The organism is Halopelagius fulvigenes (assembly GCF_042662625.1).
Lineage (GTDB): Archaea > Halobacteriota > Halobacteria > Halobacteriales > Haloferacaceae > Halopelagius > Halopelagius fulvigenes.
The window spans coordinates 20,436-41,140 of sequence record NZ_JBHSXH010000001.1 but is presented as its reverse complement, the minus strand read 5'-3'; the positions used below and the strand labels follow the sequence as shown (position 1 = coordinate 41,140).

Here is a 20,705-nt window from a genome sequence, read left to right as displayed (position 1 = left end):
ACATTCGCGTGCTGGGGATGGGACGAGGCTCCCGCCGAACGCGGGCACCACTGTGGGCCAGCGAACTGGGGGGTTCCTCTCCGGTGGGTCTGCTCGTCGTCTCGATGGCGGCCGACTGCGTCGTCGTCGTAGCCTGCGTGGTCGTCTCATTCGGGCGCGTGCCCACACCATCGAGGTCCGCGCGGGCGTCCCCGAAGGGAGCGCACGCGGAGCCTACGAACGGTGTTCGTCGCAGTGCCATCGATTAGTAGCAAGAACGCTAGACGTATAATGCCGGACAGCCGTTGCAGTTTGTTGCACTGTTTCACTACTGTTTCACCTTCTGACCGGTCGTTAATCGGTCATGAAGCCGGAAACCGGCTCAGAACACCTCTCCTGCTCCCGAAGAATGCGTCCGATATCGACTCGAAGAGAAGTAGGGACCACATACAGTGGCTTTATCTAACTAGTATGAATAACATACATTCTTCGTAAAACGAATGAATTATGCTCACGTTATTGTGAGAAGCCCCGTAAAGCCAGTAAGTTTTTGAATCATTCACACCGTGGATACTCACGATAGGGACGACACCCATATGACCCACACCATTCTCCGCTTCGTGTTCGCGTGTGCGGTCCTCATAGCCGGGATATCCGGTGCCCTCGTCGGGCCTGCGGCGGGCGCGGCGGCGGAGGGGACAGTAACGGTCACCAACGGGACCGTGGCGACGGCCGACGGAACGTCGTACGTCTGGCGCACGTCCGCGACCGACGTGCGCGTCGAGACGGCGGCCCCGATTCCGTCGTCGTCGTCGATATGCATCGCGCCGACCGGACAGAACACGACCGCCGTAAAGTGCGTTCCCGGCGACGGAACCAACAACGTCACGCTCAGCGTCCAGTCGTGGTCGACGGACGCCGCGGGGACGTACACGGTCTACGAACAGACCAAGAACGGCCGGAACGTCATCGAACGCGAGGCGATACACGTGATGTCGCAGTCCGGCGACATCGACAACGACGGCCTCTCGAACGCCGACGAAGTGAGCGGCGACACCAAGTTCCGAACCGCCGACACGGACGGTGACGGACTCAACGACGGCAAGGAGGTCAACACCCACGGGACCAACCCCACGAAGTCCGACACGGACGGCGACGGACTCTCCGACTCGATGGAGGTCAACACCTACGAGACGAACCCCACGAAACCCGACACCGACGACGACAGTCTCCCCGACGGCAAGGAGGTCAACCAACACGAGACCGATCCGACGAAGGGCGACACCGACGGCGACGGGTTGGACGACGCCCCGGAGTTGGAAACCTACGGGACGAACCCGAACAAGCCCGACACCGACGGTGACGGCCTCGAAGACGGCGCGGAGATAAACCAGTACGAGACGAACCCGAACAACCCCGACTCCGACAAGGACGGACTCGACGACGCCGCGGAGGTCAAGGAGCACCAGACGAACCCGAACAAGCCCGACACGGACGGCGACGGCCTCAACGACAGCCAAGAGGTCAACGTCCACGGGACCGACCCGACCGACCCCGACACCGACGACGACGGGCGGGACGACCAACTCGAAGTAGAGGAGGGAACCGACCCGGTGGAGTCCTCGCGGGCGGCCAACATTCCCGACGAGGCCCTCGCGGGCGCGGGCGTCATCATCGCCGCAATCGCCGTCGGCGGGTACTACTGGCGGCGGCGCGGCGGGGCCACCCTCCCCGAGGACGACGGCGACGACGGCGACGGCCCGCAGGCGGCCGTCACCCCGACGCCGCCCCTCGAGGAGGACCCCGACGCCGAGGGTACGGGGTGGATGGAGGCCCCCGCGAAGCGCACGCTCGGCGCGTCCGAGGACGAACAGGCGGGCGACGGCGAGTCGAGGGTCCCGCGACCCCTCACTCGGGAGGACGAGGTAGTGATGCTCCTCGAAGAGGCCGGCGGGCAGATGGAGCAGAGCGAAATCGTAGACCACACCGACTGGTCGAAGGCGACGGTGAGTCGCGTCCTCTCTTCGATGGCGGACGACGGCAGAATCACCAAGATATCGCTCGGTCGCAGGAACCTCATCACCCTCCCCGGCGAGGAACCCGAGGGCGCGAAGTCGCCGTTCGAGCGAGAAGCGTAACCGCTCCGAGACGACCCGAACCGCCACAATTTTTACAAATTCTGCAAATTCTGGAGTGGCGACTCCCGTCGCCACCTTGAGGGACGGCGGGGCGAATCCGAACCCATGGGACGCATCAGCGCGGACTTCTCCGGCGAGACGGTCGTCGTAACGGGTGGGAGTTCCGGCATCGGCCGCGCGGTCGCACTCGCGTTCGGCGACGCGGGGGCGACCGTCGTAAACGCCGACGTGGAGGAACGCCCGAAGGACGTAGACGCGGAGACGCCGACGCACAAACTCGTCCGCGAACGGGGTGGTGAAGCGGCGTACGCGGAGGTAGACGTGTCCGACCCCGCGGAGGTCGAGGCCCTCGTTGAGTACGCCCGGGAGTTCGGCGGGGTGGACGTGATGGTGAACAACGCCGGCGTCTACACGAAGTCCCGGTTCCGGGACGTGACGCCCGAGGAGTTCGACCGGGTGTACGGGGTCAACGCCCGCGGGGCGTTCTTCGGGACGCAGTACGCCGCCGAGGACATGATAGAGAGGGGCGTCGAGGGCGTCGTCGTCAACACCACCTCGGACACGCAGGGGCGGGCGTCGTGGGACCACTCTCACTACGCCGCGACGAAGGGCGCGGTCAGGATGGTGACTCGAAGCGCCGCCCTCGAACTCGCCCCCGAGGGCGTCCGCGTCAACGCCGTCGCGCCGGGGCCGGTGGCGACGGAGATACGCGAGGGGTGGTCCGAGGAGGCGTCGGCGTTCGGTCCCGACGGCGAGACGCCCTCCCTCCCCCTCCGCGCGGCGACGCCGGACGAACTGGCGGACGCGTACCTCTATCTGGCAAGCGACGGCGCGTCGTACGTCACCGGCGAAACCCTGTGGGTGGACGGCGGCGGGCACGTCTGTTGAACGGGCGGCGACGATTGCGGAGCGTCGAACGAACCCGTTCGTCCTCTTCACGAGTCGCGGCAGCGAGGAGGTGACGAGCGAAGCCGTCTCGGCGGGCATGGCCGACTACATCCGAAACGCCGTCGAACACTACCGGACCGAACGCACCTGTCGGTTGACGGGGTACGACATGGCGGAACTTCCGGAGACGAACATCTGGTCGCTCGTCCACCCGGCGTACGCGACGGCGACCGCGCGGTGCGGCGGGGCAGGGCGGGGCGGCGACCGTGAGGGGGTCGGGAGGGGGAGCGCGAGGGGGAGGGAAGGGGGAGCGTCCGCCCACTGCCAAAAACGTAAGAGAAGAGTAGGTTAACGAATAGAAAACTATTCAAATAGAATTACACACAGATGGGACGCTGGTCGAACGCGCCATGGGCAGGGCCGTTTACGAGAACACCAGCACCGGCACCGAGCGGGCGAGAGTTAGGGGGCTCGCCCCCGGTGCCACGCTCGCCGCGTCCGACGCGGCGGCGCCCTACCGGCGGCGGAACGGATTCCGCCGCCACGACGGGTGAAGCGGTTCGACCGCGAACCGTTCTCTTTCGTTCGAAGCCGAGAGCGTCGGCGACGCGTCCGCGACCGAACCTGTTTTGATACGTACATTAACTGGTAGAACACAGCCACAAACTGTATAGAGTGATAGTATACACAGGAAGATAGTGTTCGAAAGAGGACTATACGGGAAACCATCTGACGAGTTCGGAGGCGGCTCGTCGGAGGCGGGAACCGCGAGGAAGGCGTGATTTCGGGGTGGCGTGAGTGGGTAGCCGTCACGTTGGTTACACTCGTCGTGCTGGCGGGCGTCGCCGCTCCCGTCCTCGGTGCCGGTAATGACGGGTACGAGGTAGGTAGTGCGGCCGACCGCTCCCTCGACGGGGCGGGAGGGATCACCGCCACGCAGACGACGCAGACCACGGAATCCGCGACGCCGACACCGACCGAGTCGGCGACGCAGACCGTCACGTCGACGCCGACGGGGGGCAGTTCAACCGACGGGGGGACGAACGGGTCGGCGGAGATCGATCCGGAGGCGAAGATGGATTCGTCGCTCGGAACCGCCGGCGGAACGACGCGGTCCGACGGAGGCGACGGAGGCGGTGCCGTCGTCGCCGCGGCGTCGAGCGACGACGCCGAGCGACTGGAGGTGGTCGTCGAACTCGACCCGAACGCGACCGGCGCGGGACGCGACGCCGTGCGCCGCGTCCTCGGTTCCGGGGCGATTCGCGGTGGCCACGGGCGGTACGTCGAGGTGACGGCGACGGAAGCGCAGATTCGCGCCCTCGCGAACGAGTCGAGCGTCTCGTACCTCCGCGCGCCCGCCCGCCCCGTCTCCTTCGCGGGGTCCGACGGGACGACGGGGGCCGTCGAGACGATGAACGTGAGCGGACTTCACGAGGCGGGGTACACCGGCGAGAACGTGACCGTCGCCATCATCGACGTTCAGCAGTTCGACCTGAACCATCCGGCGTACGCCGACCGAATCGTGGCGACGAAAGACTTCACGAGGAGGGGTATCGGCGGACGCGGCGGCCACGGGACGGCGACGGCGGAACTCGTCGGGGAGACGGCCCCGAACGCGTCGATCGTCCTCGTCCGCGTCAACCGCCTCTGGCAGTTCTACGAGGCCGTCGAGTGGTTGGAGAGGAACACCTCGACCGACGTGGTGTCGATGTCGCTCGGGTGGTACAACGCGGGCGCGTTGGACGGCACCTCGGAGATGGGCGACGCGATAGACCGAAGCGTCGCGAACGGGACGGTGTGGACCGTCTCGGCGGGGAACTCGGCGAACGGGGAACACTGGAACGGGACGTGGAACGACCCCGACGGCAACGGCCGGTTGAACGTCTCCGGGCCGCGCGAGTACTTCACGCTCGACGCGCGGTCCTCCGGCGACCGGATACCCCTCGGAATCTACGCGTCGTGGAACGACTGGCCGGGGACCGACCAAGACTACAAGATCTGTCTGTACCAGACGTCCGACCTCGACGCCGCGGGGCGTCTCAGGTGCGCGGACGGAACGCAGAGCGGGAGACAACGACCGACGGAGTCCATCGGCGGGGCGGTCGACGACACCACCGCGAACAGGACGCTGTACCTGACCGTCGAGAACGTGAGCGCGACCGAACGGGCCGACTTCGACATCTTCCTCGGAAACTACCTCACGTTCCGCGAGTCGTGGACGAGAACGCGGAGCCTCACCCTCCCCGCGACGGAACCGAACCTGCTGTCGGTCGGCGCGGTGGACGTGACGACCGGGAGACTCGAACGGTACTCCTCGCGCGGGCCGACCATCGACGGGCGGCGGAAACCCGACCTCGTCGCCCCGGACAACGTCACCTCCAGCGCCTACTACCCGACGTTCCGGGGAACGTCCGCCGCGGCCCCCCACGTCGCGGGCGTCCTCGCGACCCTCATCGACGCGAACTCGCGTCTCTCGCCCGCGGACCAGCAGGCTCGACTGCGCGAGAGCGCGCGCCTCGTCGGGGCCGAACCGAACAACGGCACCGGGTACGGGGCCGTGGACGCGACGCGCGCCGTCGCCGGACTCGGGTCGTACGACCTGCCGCCGGACGGCCGCCTCGCGTGGAACGGGACGTACCGACTCGACACCGGCGGCGGCCCCGCGCCGGACGCCCTCATCGTCTCCGCGCCGAACGCGACGCTCGACGGTGAGGGTATGACGTTCGACGCCGGGCACGCGGGCGGAACCGCACTCTCCGCCACCGACAACGTGGCGACGCTGACGGTGCGGAACCTGACGGTTCGGGGCGGGACGGGCGGCATCGACGTGTCGAACGCCACCGTCGTCCGCCTGTCGAACGCCTCCGTGGACGGCGACGCGACGGTTCGCTCGGCGACGACGGTGAACGCGACGCGCGTCCGATTCGGCGCGAACGCGTCGCTCGTCGGTCGAACCGGCATCGACGTGCGAGACGCCGCACTCGGCGCGGAGACGACGCTGGACGCGCGAACGGGGAACGTCACCGTCGTCAACGGCAGCGCAACGGGAGACGTGACGCTGGACGCCCGAAACGGCACGGCGAACGTCACGAACCTCTCCGTCGCCGGGATGCCGTCCGTGGACGCCTCCGGGCGGAACATGACGCTCGCCCTCGGTGACGCCGCGGGAGCGCCGAGTTCGAGCCTCGCTCGACTCTCGGCCGCCGCCGCGACGACGTACCGGACGAACGAGACGGCGAACCTCACCCTGCGCTACGACGACGAGTACGTGAACGAGTCCGTCCTCGGCGTGTGGGTCCGTTCGTCGGGCGAGTGGACGGAACTGAACGCCTCCATCGATTCGGATGCGAACGTCGCGACCCTCGAAGCGGCCGAGAACGGGACGTACGCCGTGTTCGGACGCGGCATCCCGGCGGTGTCCGCGCCGGACGGTGTGGCCGTCGAGTCGGAAGTCGAGTCCGAGACGACGGCGAACGTCGCCGTCGAGAACGTCGGCAAGGCTACCTTCACCGTCCTCGGTTCGGACGTGGAGGGGCCGGACGCCGACCAGTTCTCCCTCGCCGACGACGGTGCGGGGAACGTCACGCCGGGCGGGGCCGCGACGGTGTCCGTCTCGTTCGCGCCGAACCGAACCGGGGCGGCGAACGCGACGCTGTTCGTCTCGACGGACGAGTTCGGCGTCCTCGAAGTCCAGTTGAACGGGACGGCGACGGAGAAATCGACGCCGACACCCACGCCGACTCCGACTCCCACGCCCACGCCGACTCCGACGCCGAAACCGACGGAGGAACCGGACGACGGCGGTAGTAGCGGTGGCGGCGCACCCGCACCCGCGCCGACGCCGAAACCGACACCGACGCCCACGCCGACTCCGACGCCGACTGCGACACCGACACCCACGCCGACGGCGACACCGACACCCATGCCGACTCAGACGACGACGGAGAAGAAGACGCCCGTCGCGAACCCGACGATAACGCCCGTTCCGGAGCGAACGGACGCCGCGAACGGGACTCGGACCGACGGAACGGCGGCGCGACCGACCTCCGCCTCCCCGGACTCGTCGGGCGGCGAGTCCGCTGACGACGGGAGGACGGACACGAGAGCACCGGGGTTCACGCCGTTGACGGGCGTGGCCGCGGTACTACTCGCGACGCTCGCACTCGTCGGGCGGCGCGACTAACTACTCGGCGACCGAGGAGTTCGCGTCCAGCGTCGCCGGAGAGGTGCCGTTGGCGCCGGCGAACTGCGAGAGGGGCGCGTCGACGACGATGGCATCCTCGATGGAGCGAAGCGAATCGAACGGCACGCGGACGCCCTTCCGTCCCGCGTCGAGGTTGGGGAACCTGTCCGTGTCCACGTCTCCGACGAGTATCTCGGTGACGCGGTCCGCCTCGAAGTCGAGGACGAAATCGACCGCAGTGCCGAGTTGGTATCCCTCACACCCGTACACCGGCTTTCCCGAGATGGCGGGGAGGGGGGTCACGTCGTTCGAACTGTCGTAGGGGGCAGGGCCGAAAGGCATACCTGTCATTCTGACCCCCGAGAGACAATAAAACGTCGGTCGTTCGAGGGGAACGTTCAAAAGGTGGTCCGTCCAACCGCCGGCATGGACGTACAACGGGCCGCCTCCACGTGCGACGACGTCGTCGCCGCCGTCGGCGAGGCGGTCGTCGCCGACCGCTCGTTCCTCGAAACCGTACTGACCGGCGTTCTCGCCCGGGGGCACGTGCTCTTGGAGGACGTGCCGGGGACGGGCAAGACGCTCACCGCCCGAAGCGTCGCCGCCGCACTCGGCCTCTCCTTCTCGCGCATCCAGTTCACGCCGGACCTCCTGCCCTCCGACATCACCGGTTCGACCGTCTACGACGAATCGACGGGGACGTTCGAGTTCTCGCGCGGCCCCGTCTTCGCGAACGTCGTCCTCGCCGACGAGATAAACCGCGCGCCGCCGAAGACGCAGGCCGCGTTGCTGGAGGCGATGGGCGAGAGTCAGGTGACGGTGGACGGCGAGACGTACGAACTCCCGGACCCCTTCTTCGTCATCGCGACGCAGAACCCCGTCGAGCAGGAGGGGACGTTCCGCCTCCCCGAGGCCCAACGGGACCGCTTCGTCGTCAAGACGCGACTCGGCTACCCCGACCGGGCGGGCGAACGCGAACTCGTGGACCGCCGGGCCGACCGGACGGCGCGGTCGCCCAGCGTCGAACGCGTGGTCGAGGGCGACGACGTGGCCGCACTCCGCCGCGTCCCCGAGACCGTCCGCGTGGACGAGAAACTCCGTGACTACGTGGTGGATCTCGGGCGCGCGACGCGCGGCGACGACCGAATCGAGGTGGGCGTCTCCCCGCGCGGTGTCCAACGCCTCTTCGAGGCGGCCCGCGCCCGCGCCGTCGTGCAGGGGCGCGACTACGTCGTCCCCGACGACGTGAAGACGGTGGCGGGGCCGGTGTTCGGACACCGCCTCGTCCTCAGTTCCGCCGCGCGCGTCCGCGGCACCGATTCGGTCGAAGTCGTCGAGGACGTCCTCGACGAGGTTCCGGTTCCGTCGGTCGAGGCGCAGCGACGCTGAGGAGGCGCTTCCGCCCGCCGTTCTCCGCTCACCTGAGCGCCGCGGCGAACAGGAGGACGCCGAGGAACGCCGCGCCGAGTGCGACGGAGACGACGCCGGTCGGGACGGACGGGACGCTCCCGACGACGCCGAGGAGGCCCACCGCGGCCGCCGCACCGACGACGCCGATCGAGAGCGACGCGCCGAGGTGGACGAGTTCGGGGCGTCTCGTCGGCGCTGTTCGACCGACTTCGGTCCCGAGCGTCGAACCGTGCGCGCCGGCGTCGCGGACGACCAGACCGGCGACGAGACCGGCGAGAACGAGCGCAGTGCCGGCACCGAGCGTGCTCGCGACGGCCGCGGCGACGAAGACGCCGCCGCCCGCGAACGCCGCGCCGGTCGCCCGGTCGGTCACCGCACCCGCGGCGACGGCGACGTACACCGCCGTGACGGCGACGGACGCCGCGAGGAGGAGTGCGACGGCGACGCCGAGGAGGACCACCTCCGCCCCGTAGAACTCGGCGACGGCGACCGTCTGCGTCCGGAACGTCGCCGCGAGTTCGCCGGGGAGAACGTCGACGACGGCCGAAACGAGCGTCGAGAGGAGGGGGCCGCGGAAGGCGAAGACGCCGGCCACGACGGCGAGGGACGTGGCGAACGGCGCGCCCGTCTCCGCCGCGTCGCGCGCCGTCGCGGCGTGCAGTCGGCGGACGGACCACGACCCCGCCGCGAGGATGAGACAGACGCCGCCCCCGACGAAGAGGAGAGCGCGGAGGGCAGAGACGGACGCGAGGTCTGCCACCGTTCTGCGAACCGCGGCGGGGAGGAAGTCGAACCCGTCGGGGTCGAGCGTGAGAATCGCGAGTGCGAACAGAACGGCGGGACCCCACCGCGAACAGACGCCCGCAAACGCCCGAATCGGGTCCACGACGCGCCGCGCGGAGTCGGGGTCGCCCGGCGAGAGGAGGTCGGAGACGGGGTACGTCCGGAGCGCCGACCAGAGGCCGAGGGCGGCGACGTAGCAGACCAGACCGAACGAGAACAGGTGCGGCCCCTCGTGGGTCGGGTCGAGGAGGAACCGGACCGCGCCCGCGAGGAGTGCGCCGGGGAACTCGGCGGCGGGAACCGGGTCGGGGACGAGAACCGGGAGGTACAACATCTGCGCGAACTCCCCGACGACGGGAGCGACGGCAAGCGGAACGAACACCGCCGCCGTGAACGCGGTGACGACGATTCCGACCGACGCGGCCGCGCCGAGGGCGTCGGCGGAGACGGTGGCGCGGACGGCCGCCGCCGCGCCGAACGCTGCGACGGCGAGTGCGGCGACGACGAAGACGGACCCCACGGGGAGCGTTCCGCTGACCTGCTTCGAGAGCGCGTAGCCGACGCCCGCGACGAGGCCCGCGCCCGCCGGGAGGAAGAGGGCCGCGGCGACGGCGCGGGTTAGCGGTCGGTAAGCGTCGGCCTCCGCGAGAACGACCGCCGCCGCGAGGACGCCCGCGCCGACGACGGCCGGCAGGACAGCCTTCCAGAGGCCCGTCGACGCGGTGAGCGCCGCACCGACCAGCGCCGTCGCGAGTGCGACGAACGCGACGCTCGTTCGCGTCGGTCGCCAGTTCGAACGGGGCGGTGCGGCGTCGGTCGGTGCGAGTTCGGTCGCGTCTGCGTCTCTCGTTCGTTCCTCCATCATCGCCGCTCCAGTGCGCGGCCGAGCGATTCCGAGAGCGGTTCGGTCGGGTCCCAATCGACGACGCTCGCGCCGGCGTCGCGGAGGGCGGAGCGCCGGAGTCGGCGTTCGAGACTGGCCACCGCGACTCCGGGCGTCTCCGCACCGGTCACGTCCGGCGAGAGCAGGGTGACGCGGCGTCCGCGGCGGCCGAGCGCGCGACAGAGCGCCACCGGAACGCCGTCCAACAGCGGCGAGAACAGCACGACGCTGGCGTCGCCGGGGAATCGGGCGTCCATCGACGCCGCGATGTTCTCGACGGCCGCCGCGTCCGCCGCGTCGGACCCCGAACCCGCCGAACCACCGTCCGGGGCCGCGTCCCGCGCCCACTCCGACGCGTCGCCGGCGCGGGCGTCCCCGTCTCGGCCCGTTTGGGCGTCGTCGCCGTCCGCGCCGGTCCGTTCCGGTTCCGCGCCCGCGACGACGGACGCGACTTCCAGAACCGCCTCCGCCGCGTGCGGGCCGTCGGGCCACGGGAGTCCCTCGGGGCCGACGGCGGCGCTCTCGGGGATATACGCGGCGTTCAGACCGATGACCGTCACGTCGGCGTCATCGTTCGCGGCGAGGAGGGCGCGGTGCGTCCGTCCGGCGGCGTGCGCGCACAACTCCGCCGCCGTCGGGTGCCCCGGGCGCGCGACGACCCTCGATTCGGGCCGGACGTCGGCGACGAGAGCGACCCGCGTCGCCCGTTGCTCGCGGAACTCGACGGTGGTGAGTTCGCCCGTCTTCGCGAGGTGCCGCCAATCGACGCGGGAGAGGGGGTCGCCGCGTCGGTACTCCCGCGTCGAGTGGAACTCGATGCCGGGCCCGCCCGAGTCGGCGGCGAGGGGCCCGGCGCGGACCGGGGCGGCGTCCGGCGCGGGCCGCGAATCGAGCGCGTTCGTGCAGGAGAGCGTCGCCTCGCCGCCGACGGGGACGGACGCCGTGGCGACGCGAACCCCCGAGAGCGAGCGCAGGCGCACGAGGGCGTCGTCGAACGCGTGGTCGCCGCGCGTGCCAACGACGGCGTACTCGACGGTCCGTTCGTCGCCCGGCGCGAGGGAGAGGGCGGCGCGCGGCGACCCCTCCGTGACCGCCAACGCGTCGGGCACGCCGTCGACGACCCGGAGGTCGGCGAGCGTCGAATCGCCCGCGTTCCGGACGGCGAGCGTGACCGTCGTCGTCTCGCCCGGCGCGGGCGCGTCCGGGTCGAGTTCGCGTTCGAGTTCGAGCGTCGCGTCGGCGGGGAGCGACGAGAGCAACCCGTAGAAGACGTACGCGAGGGGAACGGCGGCCGCGGCGACGAGTTCCGCCGACGCGTACGCGAGGCCGAGGCCGACCAGAGAGAGCGTCCCGACGAGGCCGGCGTTCCACCGCGGGTCCCGACGGACGTTCATTCGCCCCCTCCCGTCTCGCGGAGTTCCCGAACGGCGTCGAGCGTCCGTTCCACCCGGCGGCGGCGTTCCCGCGCCGGGTCGAGCCACAGTCGGAGGCGGGAGACGAACGGGTACGACGCGCCGTCTCCCTCGGCCGCCGTCGCCGCCGCGAGTTCGTCGTCGGTCCACTCGCCGGACTCGACGGCCCGCGTCGCCTCGGCGACGGTAGCGTTCCGAACGTCGGCGTACGTCTCTGCCGCGAGCGTCCGGAGTCGGTCGCGGACGGCCCGCATCGACCCCTCGGAGCGTCCGTCCGTCGCCGCCGCGAGGAGTCCGTCGAACCGACCGCCCGGACGGGGGGCGGTCGAACCGGTCGCGGCCTCCGGCGGCGCGTCGCGGAGCGATTCGAACCGCGCCTCGGCGTCCGTTCGGGGGAGAGGGGCGGGGCGACGCCGAGAGAACCACGCCCCCGAGAGCACCGCGACGGTTGCGAGGACGAGCAGGTACGTCCCGGTATCGACCGACGAGACGGCGCTCTCGACGGGTGCGAACGCTCCGTCGGGGACGACGCCGGCGACGAACGCGCCCGCGACGGCCACCGCGGCGACGCCGAGGAGGCCGGCGAACCCGCGAAGTCGGTTCACGCCTCGTGACCCCCGTTCGGTCGTTCCCCGACGGTCCCCGCCGCTTCCGCCTCCTCGCGGTCGGCGAGCGTCTCGCGTATCTCCCTCGCGGCGGCCTCCATCTCCGCGGACCGGTCGGCGGGGGAGCGTCCGCCGTACTCGACCTCGCGGAACCCGTCGCGGAGCGTCCGAACCGGACCGGCCGGGAGGCGGTCCACCTCGACGGCGTGGGTCGCGACTTCGCCCGGCGTTCGGGACGCCTGTCGGGGGACGCTCACGCGTCCGCGGAACTCGTCCCAGCACTCCCGGACCGTCCGGGCGTCCGGGTTGCCGCGAGCGTCGGCGTCGGCGTCGCCCGCAGTTCCGACGGTCCGACGCCGAACCTCCCGTCCGCGTTCTCTGACGTCTGCGAACCGCGCGGCCGCCCACGCGAGGAGCATCGCCCGAACCTCGGTCGGCGAGTGCGTTCGGGCGACGAGGCCCCGGGCGACGGCGACGACTCGGCGGCGGAGGCCGCGGAGGCGGGCGAGAACCGCGTCTACGACGCTCGCCCCCGAGAGGAGGGTCGCGAGGAAGCGGTCGAACAGGCGGGGGACGCCGCGCGCGAGTGCGAGAGCGAGCGTCCGCGGCGTGAGTCCGCGCCGGTACGCGCCGCCGCCGACGGCGACGAGGCCGACGAGACCGACGCCGAGGAGTGTGAGACCGTTCGCGAGCATCCCGGAGACGGTCGTGCTGCGCGACTGGCCGTAGCGTTCGACCGCGACCGTCGCCGTCCGCGAGAACGGGAGCGAGACGGTCGCCGTGCCGTCCGGGCCGGTCGTGCCGACCGCCCGTCCGTTCATCGTGACGGGGACGCCCGTCGCGTTCTCGTCGCCGAGCGTCGTCCGCACCGTCGCCGTCGTGAACGGGAGCGAGAGGGGGAGCGACCGTTCGACGCTCACGTTCAGTTCGGGGAGCGAGAGCGTCTCGCTCCCGCGGACCGGGCCGCGGGAGACGTTCACCGTCACCTCGCCGGGGTCGGACGGGAGCGTCACCGCGACGCGCCCGCGGTCGTTCGTCCTGCCGGCGGCGTCGCCGCCGACGGTGACCGCCGCGTCGCGGACGGGAATCCCGTCTACGGTCGCGACGAGGAGCACTTCGCCCCCGGTCACAGCGTCGCCGACGACGGAGAGCGTCGCGTTCGTCTCCAACTCGTAGGAGGTCGAGTCCTCGGCGGCCACCTGCGCGATGATCGGCGCGCGGACGGCGTACGCGGCGTCGCCTCTCGTCCCGCTGGTCGGCGGAAGGCCGCCCGCACTCGTCCGGAGCGACGTTCGCCCGTCGCCGTCGGAGTCGGCGAGTTCGACGGTCAGCGTCTCCGCGTACGGCACCTCGCCGACGACTCTCCCCTCGGCGTCCGTCGTCCCGACGGGGCGGCCGTTGAACGTCACGACGCGGCCGGAGACGGGGTCGTCGCCGCGCGTGACCGTCACTTCGACCGTCGCGCCGGGCGCGGGCGTCCGATTCGTCTCGAACGTCACGGACCGCGGGGCGGTCATCTCCCCCGTCGTTCCGCCGTCCGGGGACACCTCCCCGTCCGCCGTTCCCGGAGACTGCGACCCGTCGGGCGACGCCGCGTCGTCGGTCGATTCCGAACCGTTCGGCGTCTCCGCAGTCGGTTCGGGGGCGGCGGTTTCGTTCTCGCCCGCCGCGTCGTACGTACCGTCCTCGCGTTCCTCGTAGGCCCGTCGCTCGGAGTCGATTCGGTCCTGCCCCGGCGTCGGGTCGAATCGCACCCACCCCGTCTCGGGGAAGTACACCTCGACCCACGCGTGGGCGTTCATGTTGCGGACGGTGTAGGTGTCCGGTCCGGTCCGTTCGCCCGTCGAGTATCCGACGACGTAGCGGGCCGGAACGTCCTGCGACCGGAGCATCACGGCCATGGAACTGGCGAAGTACTCGCAGTAGCCCTCGTCCATGTCGAAGACGAACTCCTCGACGACGGTTCCGCCGTCGTCGTCGTGCGAGGCGGACAGCGAGTACTCCTTGTTCGATTCGAGCCATCGCTCTATCGCGACTGCCTTCTCGTACGGCGTGGAGGCGTTCGCCGTGATGTCCGCCGCCAGTCGGGCGACTCGCGGCGACGCGTCGTCCGGGAGACTCGTGTATCGGGATTCGACGGCGTCGGGGTAGTCGGTGCCCGCGGTTCGGAGGACTTCGGGGTTACGCGTCTGCACGGTGCTCTCGCCGACGTAGGAGGTACCCTCCGGGAGAGCCGTCTCCGCGACGACTGCGCGCCCGTCGGTGACGCGCAACGAGGGAGACGCCCCCGAGACGGAGACGGTGTTCGGCCGCCAGACGGTCGGAAGCGCCGTCGCGGAGCGATTCAGCGTCACAGAGTAGGAGACGCGTTCCCCGCGGGCGTCGGGGGAGACGTCGCCGTCGTACGGCCGGCCGTCCCCCGCTTGCGTCCACCCGTCGCCGATGTACGTCGCGTACGCGCCGGTTCGCCAGTAACTCGGAGTCTTGCTTCGGACGGTGAAGTGGACTTCCGTGTCGAGGGAGCGGTACGGGCTCTCCCCGTCGACGACTGCACCCCCGACGTTCGTCGAGGACGCGGGGTCGAGTGCGCCGAGTCCGCCGCCCGCGCCGTCGTCGGTCCCCTCGCCGAACACGAGATGCGAGTGTACGGGAGAGGAACCGAGCGACGCTGAGGCGGGGCCGAGGAGGGCGGCCGAGAGGACGACGGCCACGACGCAACAGCACGCGAGGAAAATTCGACCGAGGCTCGGGCTGTCCGAACCGGAGAGCAGCGTTCGAGAGTCGTCTGGCATCGTTGGAGGGTGGGTAGACGGGCGGCGTTCAGGTATTCGAACTCGTCGTACCGACGAGTCTCGTCTCCCGATATAAATACTCTCGTCTGCGTTCGGGACGAAAATCCGAGACGGCGCGAACATCTCGCACAACGTCGGCTGCGTGCCGAGTCTGCAATCCGTGAACATTGCAGGACGTTGTGGAAGTTGGGGCATTTCAGACATTCTATAAATTTTAAAATTTGTGCAGTTCGTGGGGGCCGAGTTAGTTCCGGATGGTTTAGAAAGTTATAAAATTCTAGAAATTGTGGGAATTCCACGCTGTCCGGGAAGTCTTAGAATTGCGCGAATCGGTCCTGAGGTGAAGCCTTCACAAAATCCGGTCGTGTCGAGATAGAGCAGCGAAATTAGAGAGGGAGATGCCGAACATCCCACATTCTGTGTGCTGTTTAGAATTCTTACAAATTGTAGAAATTGTGGAATTTCCCAAAACTGTCGCCGAGTTCGAATATCCGGGGAGGAATTATATGGGAAGACGCGGAAGGGGAGAACGATTCGCGGACGGTAACGCCGTTCACAAATTTCACAATGTCTACGATGTGTGCAAGGTCCGAACGCGCTGGAACGGGAGGAAAGTAGGATGGCGAGGGCAGTGAGCGTCTCACTCCAAAAGGGCGGCGTCGGAAAGACGACGGTGGCGATTAATCTCGCCGACGCGCTCGCCGCACGGGGGAACGACGTCCTCCTCGTGGATCTCGACCAACAGGGCAACGCGACGGAGGGCGTCGGACTGAAGGAGTGCTACGAGGACGCGACGCCGAACATCGGCGACGTGTTGACCGACGACGAACCCCTCGACGTCCGCAAAGTGATTCGCGACCGAGAGGCGTTCGACGTCGTTCCGGCCCACGTGGACTTAGACGACATCGAAGACCGGATTCGGAACTCCACGTTCGGCGTCCTGTGGGTCCGACGCCGCATCATCGAACCGCTTCTCGGCGACGACTACGACTACATCGTCATCGACTCGCCGCCGAGTCTGGGCCCCCTCTCGGACGCCTCGCTCATCGGCGCGGGGAACGTCATCGTCCCCCTCCTCATGAGCGAACCGAGCGTCAGCGGGTTCGAACGGATGGTCGAACAGCAGATCAAACCGATTCGGAGCGAAGTCGGCCTCGAAATCCTCGCCATCGTCCCGAACGACCTCAGCGGGAACAACGAGGAGCGCCGGATCATCGCCGACTTGGAGGACTCGCCGTTCGAGGAGTACCTCCCCGAGTTCGCGGGGTCGGCGAAGTTCGACGAGACGGGGACGCCCGGACCGGGCCTCCGACACCGCATCGCCTTCAGTCGCGCGTGGCGCGACGGACAGACCCTCCGGGAGTACGACCCCGAGAACGACATGTTAGACCGCCTTGACCAACTCGCCGCGGTCGTAGAGAACGGGGGGGCCGCCGATGCCTGACGAGAACCGATTCGCCAAACTGGGCGAGGCGATAGGGGAGTCCGACGGGGACGCCGACGCCGAGGAGGCGGACGACCCCGGATCGCCCGAGTCGTCCGCGTCGGCGCGAACCGACTCCGAGTCCGCCGAACCGACGCCGGAGCCCGAACCCGAGCTAGGCGAATCGGAAGCGGAAGCCGACGACGCGGAGAGCCCAGAGGCGTCCTCGGAACCGGCCGAAGGCGACGAGGACGACGAGACGGCGAACGACTCACCCGAGGAGACGGCCGGCGGACCGGCGTTCGAGTTCGAGGACACCACCGCCAAGAGCATGTACGTCCGCCCGGAGACGGTGGCGGTGTTGGACGACGCGGAGTTCGAAGTCGAGTCGCACCTCCGACGCGAACACGAGGTGCGGAACTTGACGGGGCGGGAGTTCCACGACGCCCTCGTCCGCGTCGCCGCCAAGTACCCCGAGGAAGTCGCCGACGCGATTCTCGACGCGCGCGAGGAGACGAAGTAAACCACACAGCGCGATATTTCTCGTCTGCCCAGCGGTCAGGCGCGTCATATGATCGAGTCGTGCTATCGAGTCGTGTTCGTGACGCGGAGGGAACGCATCTCGCGACTTCGGGTCGTGACTGGCCTCGTATCGCGGAGTGGAGTGTATAGATTCCGAACGAGTCGTCGCATCACGTCCTCGGTGAATTTCCGCAGTTCTGAGAGAGAATTCACAGTCTGACGCTCCTCGCGGTCACTATATGCGCTCGTACTGTGAATCAGACCAACCGGACCATCGCCATGATCGGACTCGAAATCGGGGAGACGACCGTAGAAGTCGGCGACGACGTAGTCGGCCGAGCGCTGGTCGACCAGTTCGACCGCGTCCACCGGACGAGCGTCGCCGAGGCAGACGTTACCATCGAATTTCGTCGGGGGTTCGTCCGACCGCCCGACGGATGCGTGGAGATACACGGGGGGTTGTGGGTCGACGGCGACGAACTCTTCGTCGACGGGAGAGGCGGGTCCGTCGCGTTCGGCCCGTTCGGTGAGATTCTGGACCGAATCGGACGGGCGGGTCACCAAGCGCGGATACGGGGGAATCCACTCCGCGGGCCCGTCGAGGTTACCGTGTTCTACGACGAACGGGCGGTCGGGTCGGATCACCGGCTACTGCGACAACTCGTCCGGAGTTACGACAAGAACTACGCGAGTCGGCCCGAGGTCGTCGCAGTCAAACTAATAGAGGACCTCGTCGAAGCGCTCCTCCATCAGCGATTACTCTCCCGCGGGAGCGGACTGTTCCACGCCAGCGGTGTCGTTCGAGACGGCGAAGCGACTCTCTTCGCCGGGTGGGGCGGCGTCGGGAAGTCGGACGTGAGCGGGGAACTCGTACGCGAGTACGGGTACGACCTGTTGGGCGACGACCTCGTTATCGTCTCCGAGGACGGGACCGCGTCGCCGTACCGAGGACGGATGCGAGCGTCTCCCGAGTCGATAGCCGACGGGGAGGCGACCTACGAGGAGGTGATGAACGGGCGAGGACTCCTCGACCGAGGCCAGTGGCGGATTCGAGAGCGACTCGGCGGATCGACGGCCGTCCGCCGGAACGTGCTCCCGTCGTCGCTCACCGGTCACTCTGCGGACGCGGACGAACTCTCGCAGAGTCCGGTGGCGACGGTCGTGAATCTGATCGTCGAGGACCGCGAGACGATTCACGTCGAGCGTACGACGCCCGAAGACGTCGCAGAGCGCGGGGCGTCCACGGTGATGGCGGAACTGCAACCCTTCACCGACAAGATGCGGGCGGTCCACGCCGCAACCCCGACGCACTGGCCGGATTTACGAGAGGTCGCAGAACGGTCAGACCAGACGTACCGAGGGGCGTTGACAGCGGCCGATACGTACCTCGTCTCGGTTCCGCCGGAGGTGTCCGGACCGCAACTCGCAGACGAACTGTCGAATCGAGTGCTGTCGGACGCGGATTGACCGCGGACCGACGGCCTCGGGGAGTGCCGGGCCGGGTAGCCCGTCGGAAGTCGCACGAGAAACACGGAGAGCGGGCAAAACAAACGTTTTATCACGTTCTCTCACTCCCGATTACAACACGAATGAATATGACCGACGGTACGGGGGTGCTTCGGAGCGACAGTCCCTCAGAGAGGGCGTCTCTTTTCCCTCCGGGTTCCGGTTTCGTACGTACATCGTCGAACGTCTCGCCGGGGACCTAACCGAGGGAGCCGGTACCGAAGGTCACTATGAACTACGTAGATACCCTCTCTATGGACGATATCTCGCCGTTGGCGTGGCGACTGCTCCGCGTCGCCGCCGAGTACGATCAGCGAGGGGTCGAACGGGAGGTAGACGACCTCGTGCAGGCGCACCTCTCGATGCTCGAAAACGGGACCCGCGCGCTCTCTCAGTCCCGCCGGCAGGTCCTGTTGGACCTCTACGCCGCGGAACTCTCCGAGGAGCAGGTTCGAGCCCTCGTCGAGAATTTTTAGTCCGGTCGTTGTAAATCAATATGTGAACAAACACCAAGAATTAAAAACGATGATGTAGAACTACGGGTGTATCAATGATACGAGGCCGCACGACCCGAGTTCAGGTACGATTGGCTAAGTTCGGCGTCGCGGCCGTCGGGGCGGCGGCCATCGCGCTGGCACCCTCGCCCGAGGGACTCTCGACGGCCGGACAGTACGCGCTCGCGACGATGTTCTTCGCCGGGTCCCTCTGGGTGACCGGGACGCTTCCGCTCGCGGTCACCGCGCTCACGATACCTGTTCTCTTGACGGGGACGGGGGTGTACGACGATATGGACACCGCGCTCGCGGGGTTCGCCGACCACCTCATCTTCCTCTTCATGGCGGGGTTCATGCTGGCGAACGCGATCCAGAAGTACGACATCGACCGCCGCATCGCGTTGTACACGATGGCGAAGATGGGGAGTTCGCCGCGCCGCCTCATCGGGGCGGTCATGCTATCTACCGCCGGACTGTCGATGTGGGTGTCGAACACGGCGACGACGGCCATGATGACCCCCATCGCCGTGGGCGTCCTCTCGCAGGTACTCAGCAGCGAAGACGTCGTCGCGGTGGGCGACGCCGCGGCCGACGAGGCGAACGCCGAAACGGTCGCGGACGGCGGACTGGCGCAGGAAGACAGATTCACGAACATGCAGATCGCGATGCTCCTGGGCACGGCGTACGCCGCGAGCATCGGCGGCGTCGGGACGATAATCGGCACGCCGCCGAACGCCGTCCTCGTCGGGCAACTCAACGCCACCTTGGGCTACGAAATCGGCTTCGTCGATTGGCTGCTCATCGGCCTGCCGGTCGTCGCCGTCACCCTCCCCCTCGTTTGGTACATCCTCACGTACGTCCTCTATCCGCCCCAGATAGCCGACGTTGACGAGGCGCAGGAGCAGGCCTACGAGTACCTCGAAGAGGAGGACGGACTCGGAAAGCGAGGCAGGCGGGTCGCGGCCATCTTCGCGGCCACCGCCTGTCTCTGGGTGGTGGGCGGACTGGGGAGTTTCCTGAACCCGTACCTGCCGAACGCGTGGATGAACACGCTGTTCGGCGGCGACGGGGCGACCGTCCTGGGAATCGACGGGCATCAGGGCCTCCTCTACTACGTGATGGTCGGCGTCGCCGCCATCCCGGCCCTCGTGTTGGCTGACACGATGGAGTGGGACGAACTCGTCGATATCGACTGGGGGACGCTCCTCCTCTTCGGCGGCGGTATCTCCCTCGCGAACGCACTCGCGGACACGGGGGCGACGGAGTGGATAGCGAAGACGGTGTTCGGCGGACTGACGGGGACGCCGGTGGTACTCGTCATCGCGGCCGTCGTGCTGTTGGTCGTCTTCCTGACCGAGATGACGTCCAACACCGCGACGACGAGCATCATCGTCCCGATTCTCATCGGCTTGGGCGGAATCTTCGCGGCGACGCTCGGCCTCTCGGAGTTCATGACGGCGATATTCCTCGCGGTGTCCGGAACCATCGCCGCCAGTTTCGCGTTCGCGCTCCCGGTGGCGACGCCGCCGAACGCCATCGTCTTCGGAAGCGGGTACGTAAAGCAGAGCCACATGCTTCGGGCCGGGACGATCCTCAACGTCCTGATGACGGGCGTTCTGACGGTTCTGATCTGGGGCCTATTCGAGTTCGTCTGGCCGCACCTCCTCTGGTGACGGGACCCCCGCAC

15 protein-coding genes are annotated in these 20,705 nt (G+C 68.5%); 10 read left to right on the top strand and 5 right to left on the bottom strand.

Annotation, left to right across the window (positions count from 1 at the left end; translation table 11 throughout):
- The first annotated feature begins 575 nt into the window (after window positions 1–575).
- The 4 genes from ACFQEV_RS00170 (at window position 576) to ACFQEV_RS00155 (ending at window position 7,188) form a co-directional block, all read left to right on the top strand.
- The gene (locus ACFQEV_RS00170; RefSeq protein ID WP_379691852.1) at window positions 576–2,117 is read left to right on the top strand and encodes a helix-turn-helix transcriptional regulator; all 1,542 of its coding nucleotides are present in this window, start codon (window positions 576–578) and stop codon (window positions 2,115–2,117) included.
- 105 nt (window positions 2,118–2,222) lie between these two features.
- The gene (locus ACFQEV_RS00165; protein ID WP_379691851.1) at window positions 2,223–3,005 is read left to right on the top strand and encodes an SDR family NAD(P)-dependent oxidoreductase; all 783 of its coding nucleotides are present in this window, start codon (window positions 2,223–2,225) and stop codon (window positions 3,003–3,005) included.
- Between the two features lie 97 nt (window positions 3,006–3,102).
- Entirely contained in the window at window positions 3,103–3,357 is a 255-nt protein-coding gene (locus ACFQEV_RS00160) for a hypothetical protein (protein WP_379691850.1), read from the top strand.
- Between the two features lie 462 nt (window positions 3,358–3,819).
- Window positions 3,820–7,188 carry a S8 family serine peptidase gene (locus ACFQEV_RS00155; protein WP_379691849.1) on the top strand — a complete coding sequence of 1,123 codons (3,369 nt, stop codon included), beginning with the start codon at window positions 3,820–3,822 and terminating at the stop codon, window positions 7,186–7,188.
- On the opposite strand, the gene ACFQEV_RS00150 is transcribed toward ACFQEV_RS00155, so the two are convergent.
- Complete coding sequence (locus ACFQEV_RS00150) at window positions 7,189–7,530, bottom strand: PRC-barrel domain-containing protein (protein ID WP_379691847.1); 342 nt, start codon at window positions 7,528–7,530, stop codon at window positions 7,189–7,191.
- An 84-nt stretch (window positions 7,531–7,614) separates the two neighbouring features.
- On the opposite strand from ACFQEV_RS00150, the gene ACFQEV_RS00145 reads away from it, so the two are divergent.
- On the top strand, window positions 7,615–8,577 hold the full coding sequence (locus ACFQEV_RS00145; protein ID WP_379691846.1) for an AAA family ATPase: 963 nt from the start codon (window positions 7,615–7,617) through the stop codon (window positions 8,575–8,577).
- A 28-nt stretch (window positions 8,578–8,605) separates the two neighbouring features.
- On the opposite strand, the gene ACFQEV_RS00140 is transcribed toward ACFQEV_RS00145, so the two are convergent.
- From ACFQEV_RS00140 to ACFQEV_RS00125, 4 genes are read right to left on the bottom strand one after another with little or no spacing between them, the layout of a single operon-like run.
- Window positions 8,606–10,243 carry a DUF7519 family protein gene (locus ACFQEV_RS00140; RefSeq protein WP_379691845.1) on the bottom strand — a complete coding sequence of 546 codons (1,638 nt, stop codon included), beginning with the start codon at window positions 10,241–10,243 and terminating at the stop codon, window positions 8,606–8,608.
- Complete coding sequence (locus tag ACFQEV_RS00135) at window positions 10,243–11,658, bottom strand: DUF58 domain-containing protein (RefSeq protein ID WP_379691844.1); 1,416 nt, start codon at window positions 11,656–11,658, stop codon at window positions 10,243–10,245. Before ACFQEV_RS00135 ends, ACFQEV_RS00140 begins: the two co-directional genes overlap by 1 nt.
- Window positions 11,655–12,281 carry a DUF7269 family protein gene (locus ACFQEV_RS00130; protein ID WP_379691843.1) on the bottom strand — a complete coding sequence of 209 codons (627 nt, stop codon included), beginning with the start codon at window positions 12,279–12,281 and terminating at the stop codon, window positions 11,655–11,657. The genes ACFQEV_RS00135 and ACFQEV_RS00130 overlap by 4 nt, the downstream gene beginning before the upstream one ends.
- Window positions 12,278–15,073, bottom strand: a complete 2,796-nt coding sequence (locus ACFQEV_RS00125) for a transglutaminase TgpA family protein (protein WP_379691842.1) — start codon at window positions 15,071–15,073, stop codon at window positions 12,278–12,280. Before ACFQEV_RS00125 ends, ACFQEV_RS00130 begins: the two co-directional genes overlap by 4 nt.
- Window positions 15,074–15,692: 619 nt before the next feature.
- Here ACFQEV_RS00125 and ACFQEV_RS00120 point away from each other — a divergent pair.
- From ACFQEV_RS00120 to ACFQEV_RS00100, 5 genes are all read left to right on the top strand, one after another.
- Window positions 15,693–16,517 (top strand): ParA family protein, encoded by an 825-nt coding sequence (locus ACFQEV_RS00120; RefSeq protein WP_379691841.1) that lies wholly within the window; start codon window positions 15,693–15,695, stop codon window positions 16,515–16,517.
- Complete coding sequence (locus ACFQEV_RS00115; protein ID WP_379691840.1) at window positions 16,510–17,019, top strand: DUF7970 domain-containing protein; 510 nt, start codon at window positions 16,510–16,512, stop codon at window positions 17,017–17,019. The genes ACFQEV_RS00120 and ACFQEV_RS00115 overlap by 8 nt, the downstream gene beginning before the upstream one ends.
- A 251-nt stretch (window positions 17,020–17,270) precedes the next feature.
- Entirely contained in the window at window positions 17,271–18,485 is a 1,215-nt protein-coding gene (locus ACFQEV_RS00110; protein ID WP_379691839.1) for a hypothetical protein, read from the top strand.
- A 269-nt stretch (window positions 18,486–18,754) separates the two neighbouring features.
- Complete coding sequence (locus ACFQEV_RS00105; RefSeq protein WP_379691838.1) at window positions 18,755–19,000, top strand: hypothetical protein; 246 nt, start codon at window positions 18,755–18,757, stop codon at window positions 18,998–19,000.
- Between the two features lie 74 nt (window positions 19,001–19,074).
- Window positions 19,075–20,691, top strand: a complete 1,617-nt coding sequence (locus tag ACFQEV_RS00100) for an SLC13 family permease (protein ID WP_379691837.1) — start codon at window positions 19,075–19,077, stop codon at window positions 20,689–20,691.
- The last annotated feature ends 14 nt before the right edge of the window (window positions 20,692–20,705 follow it).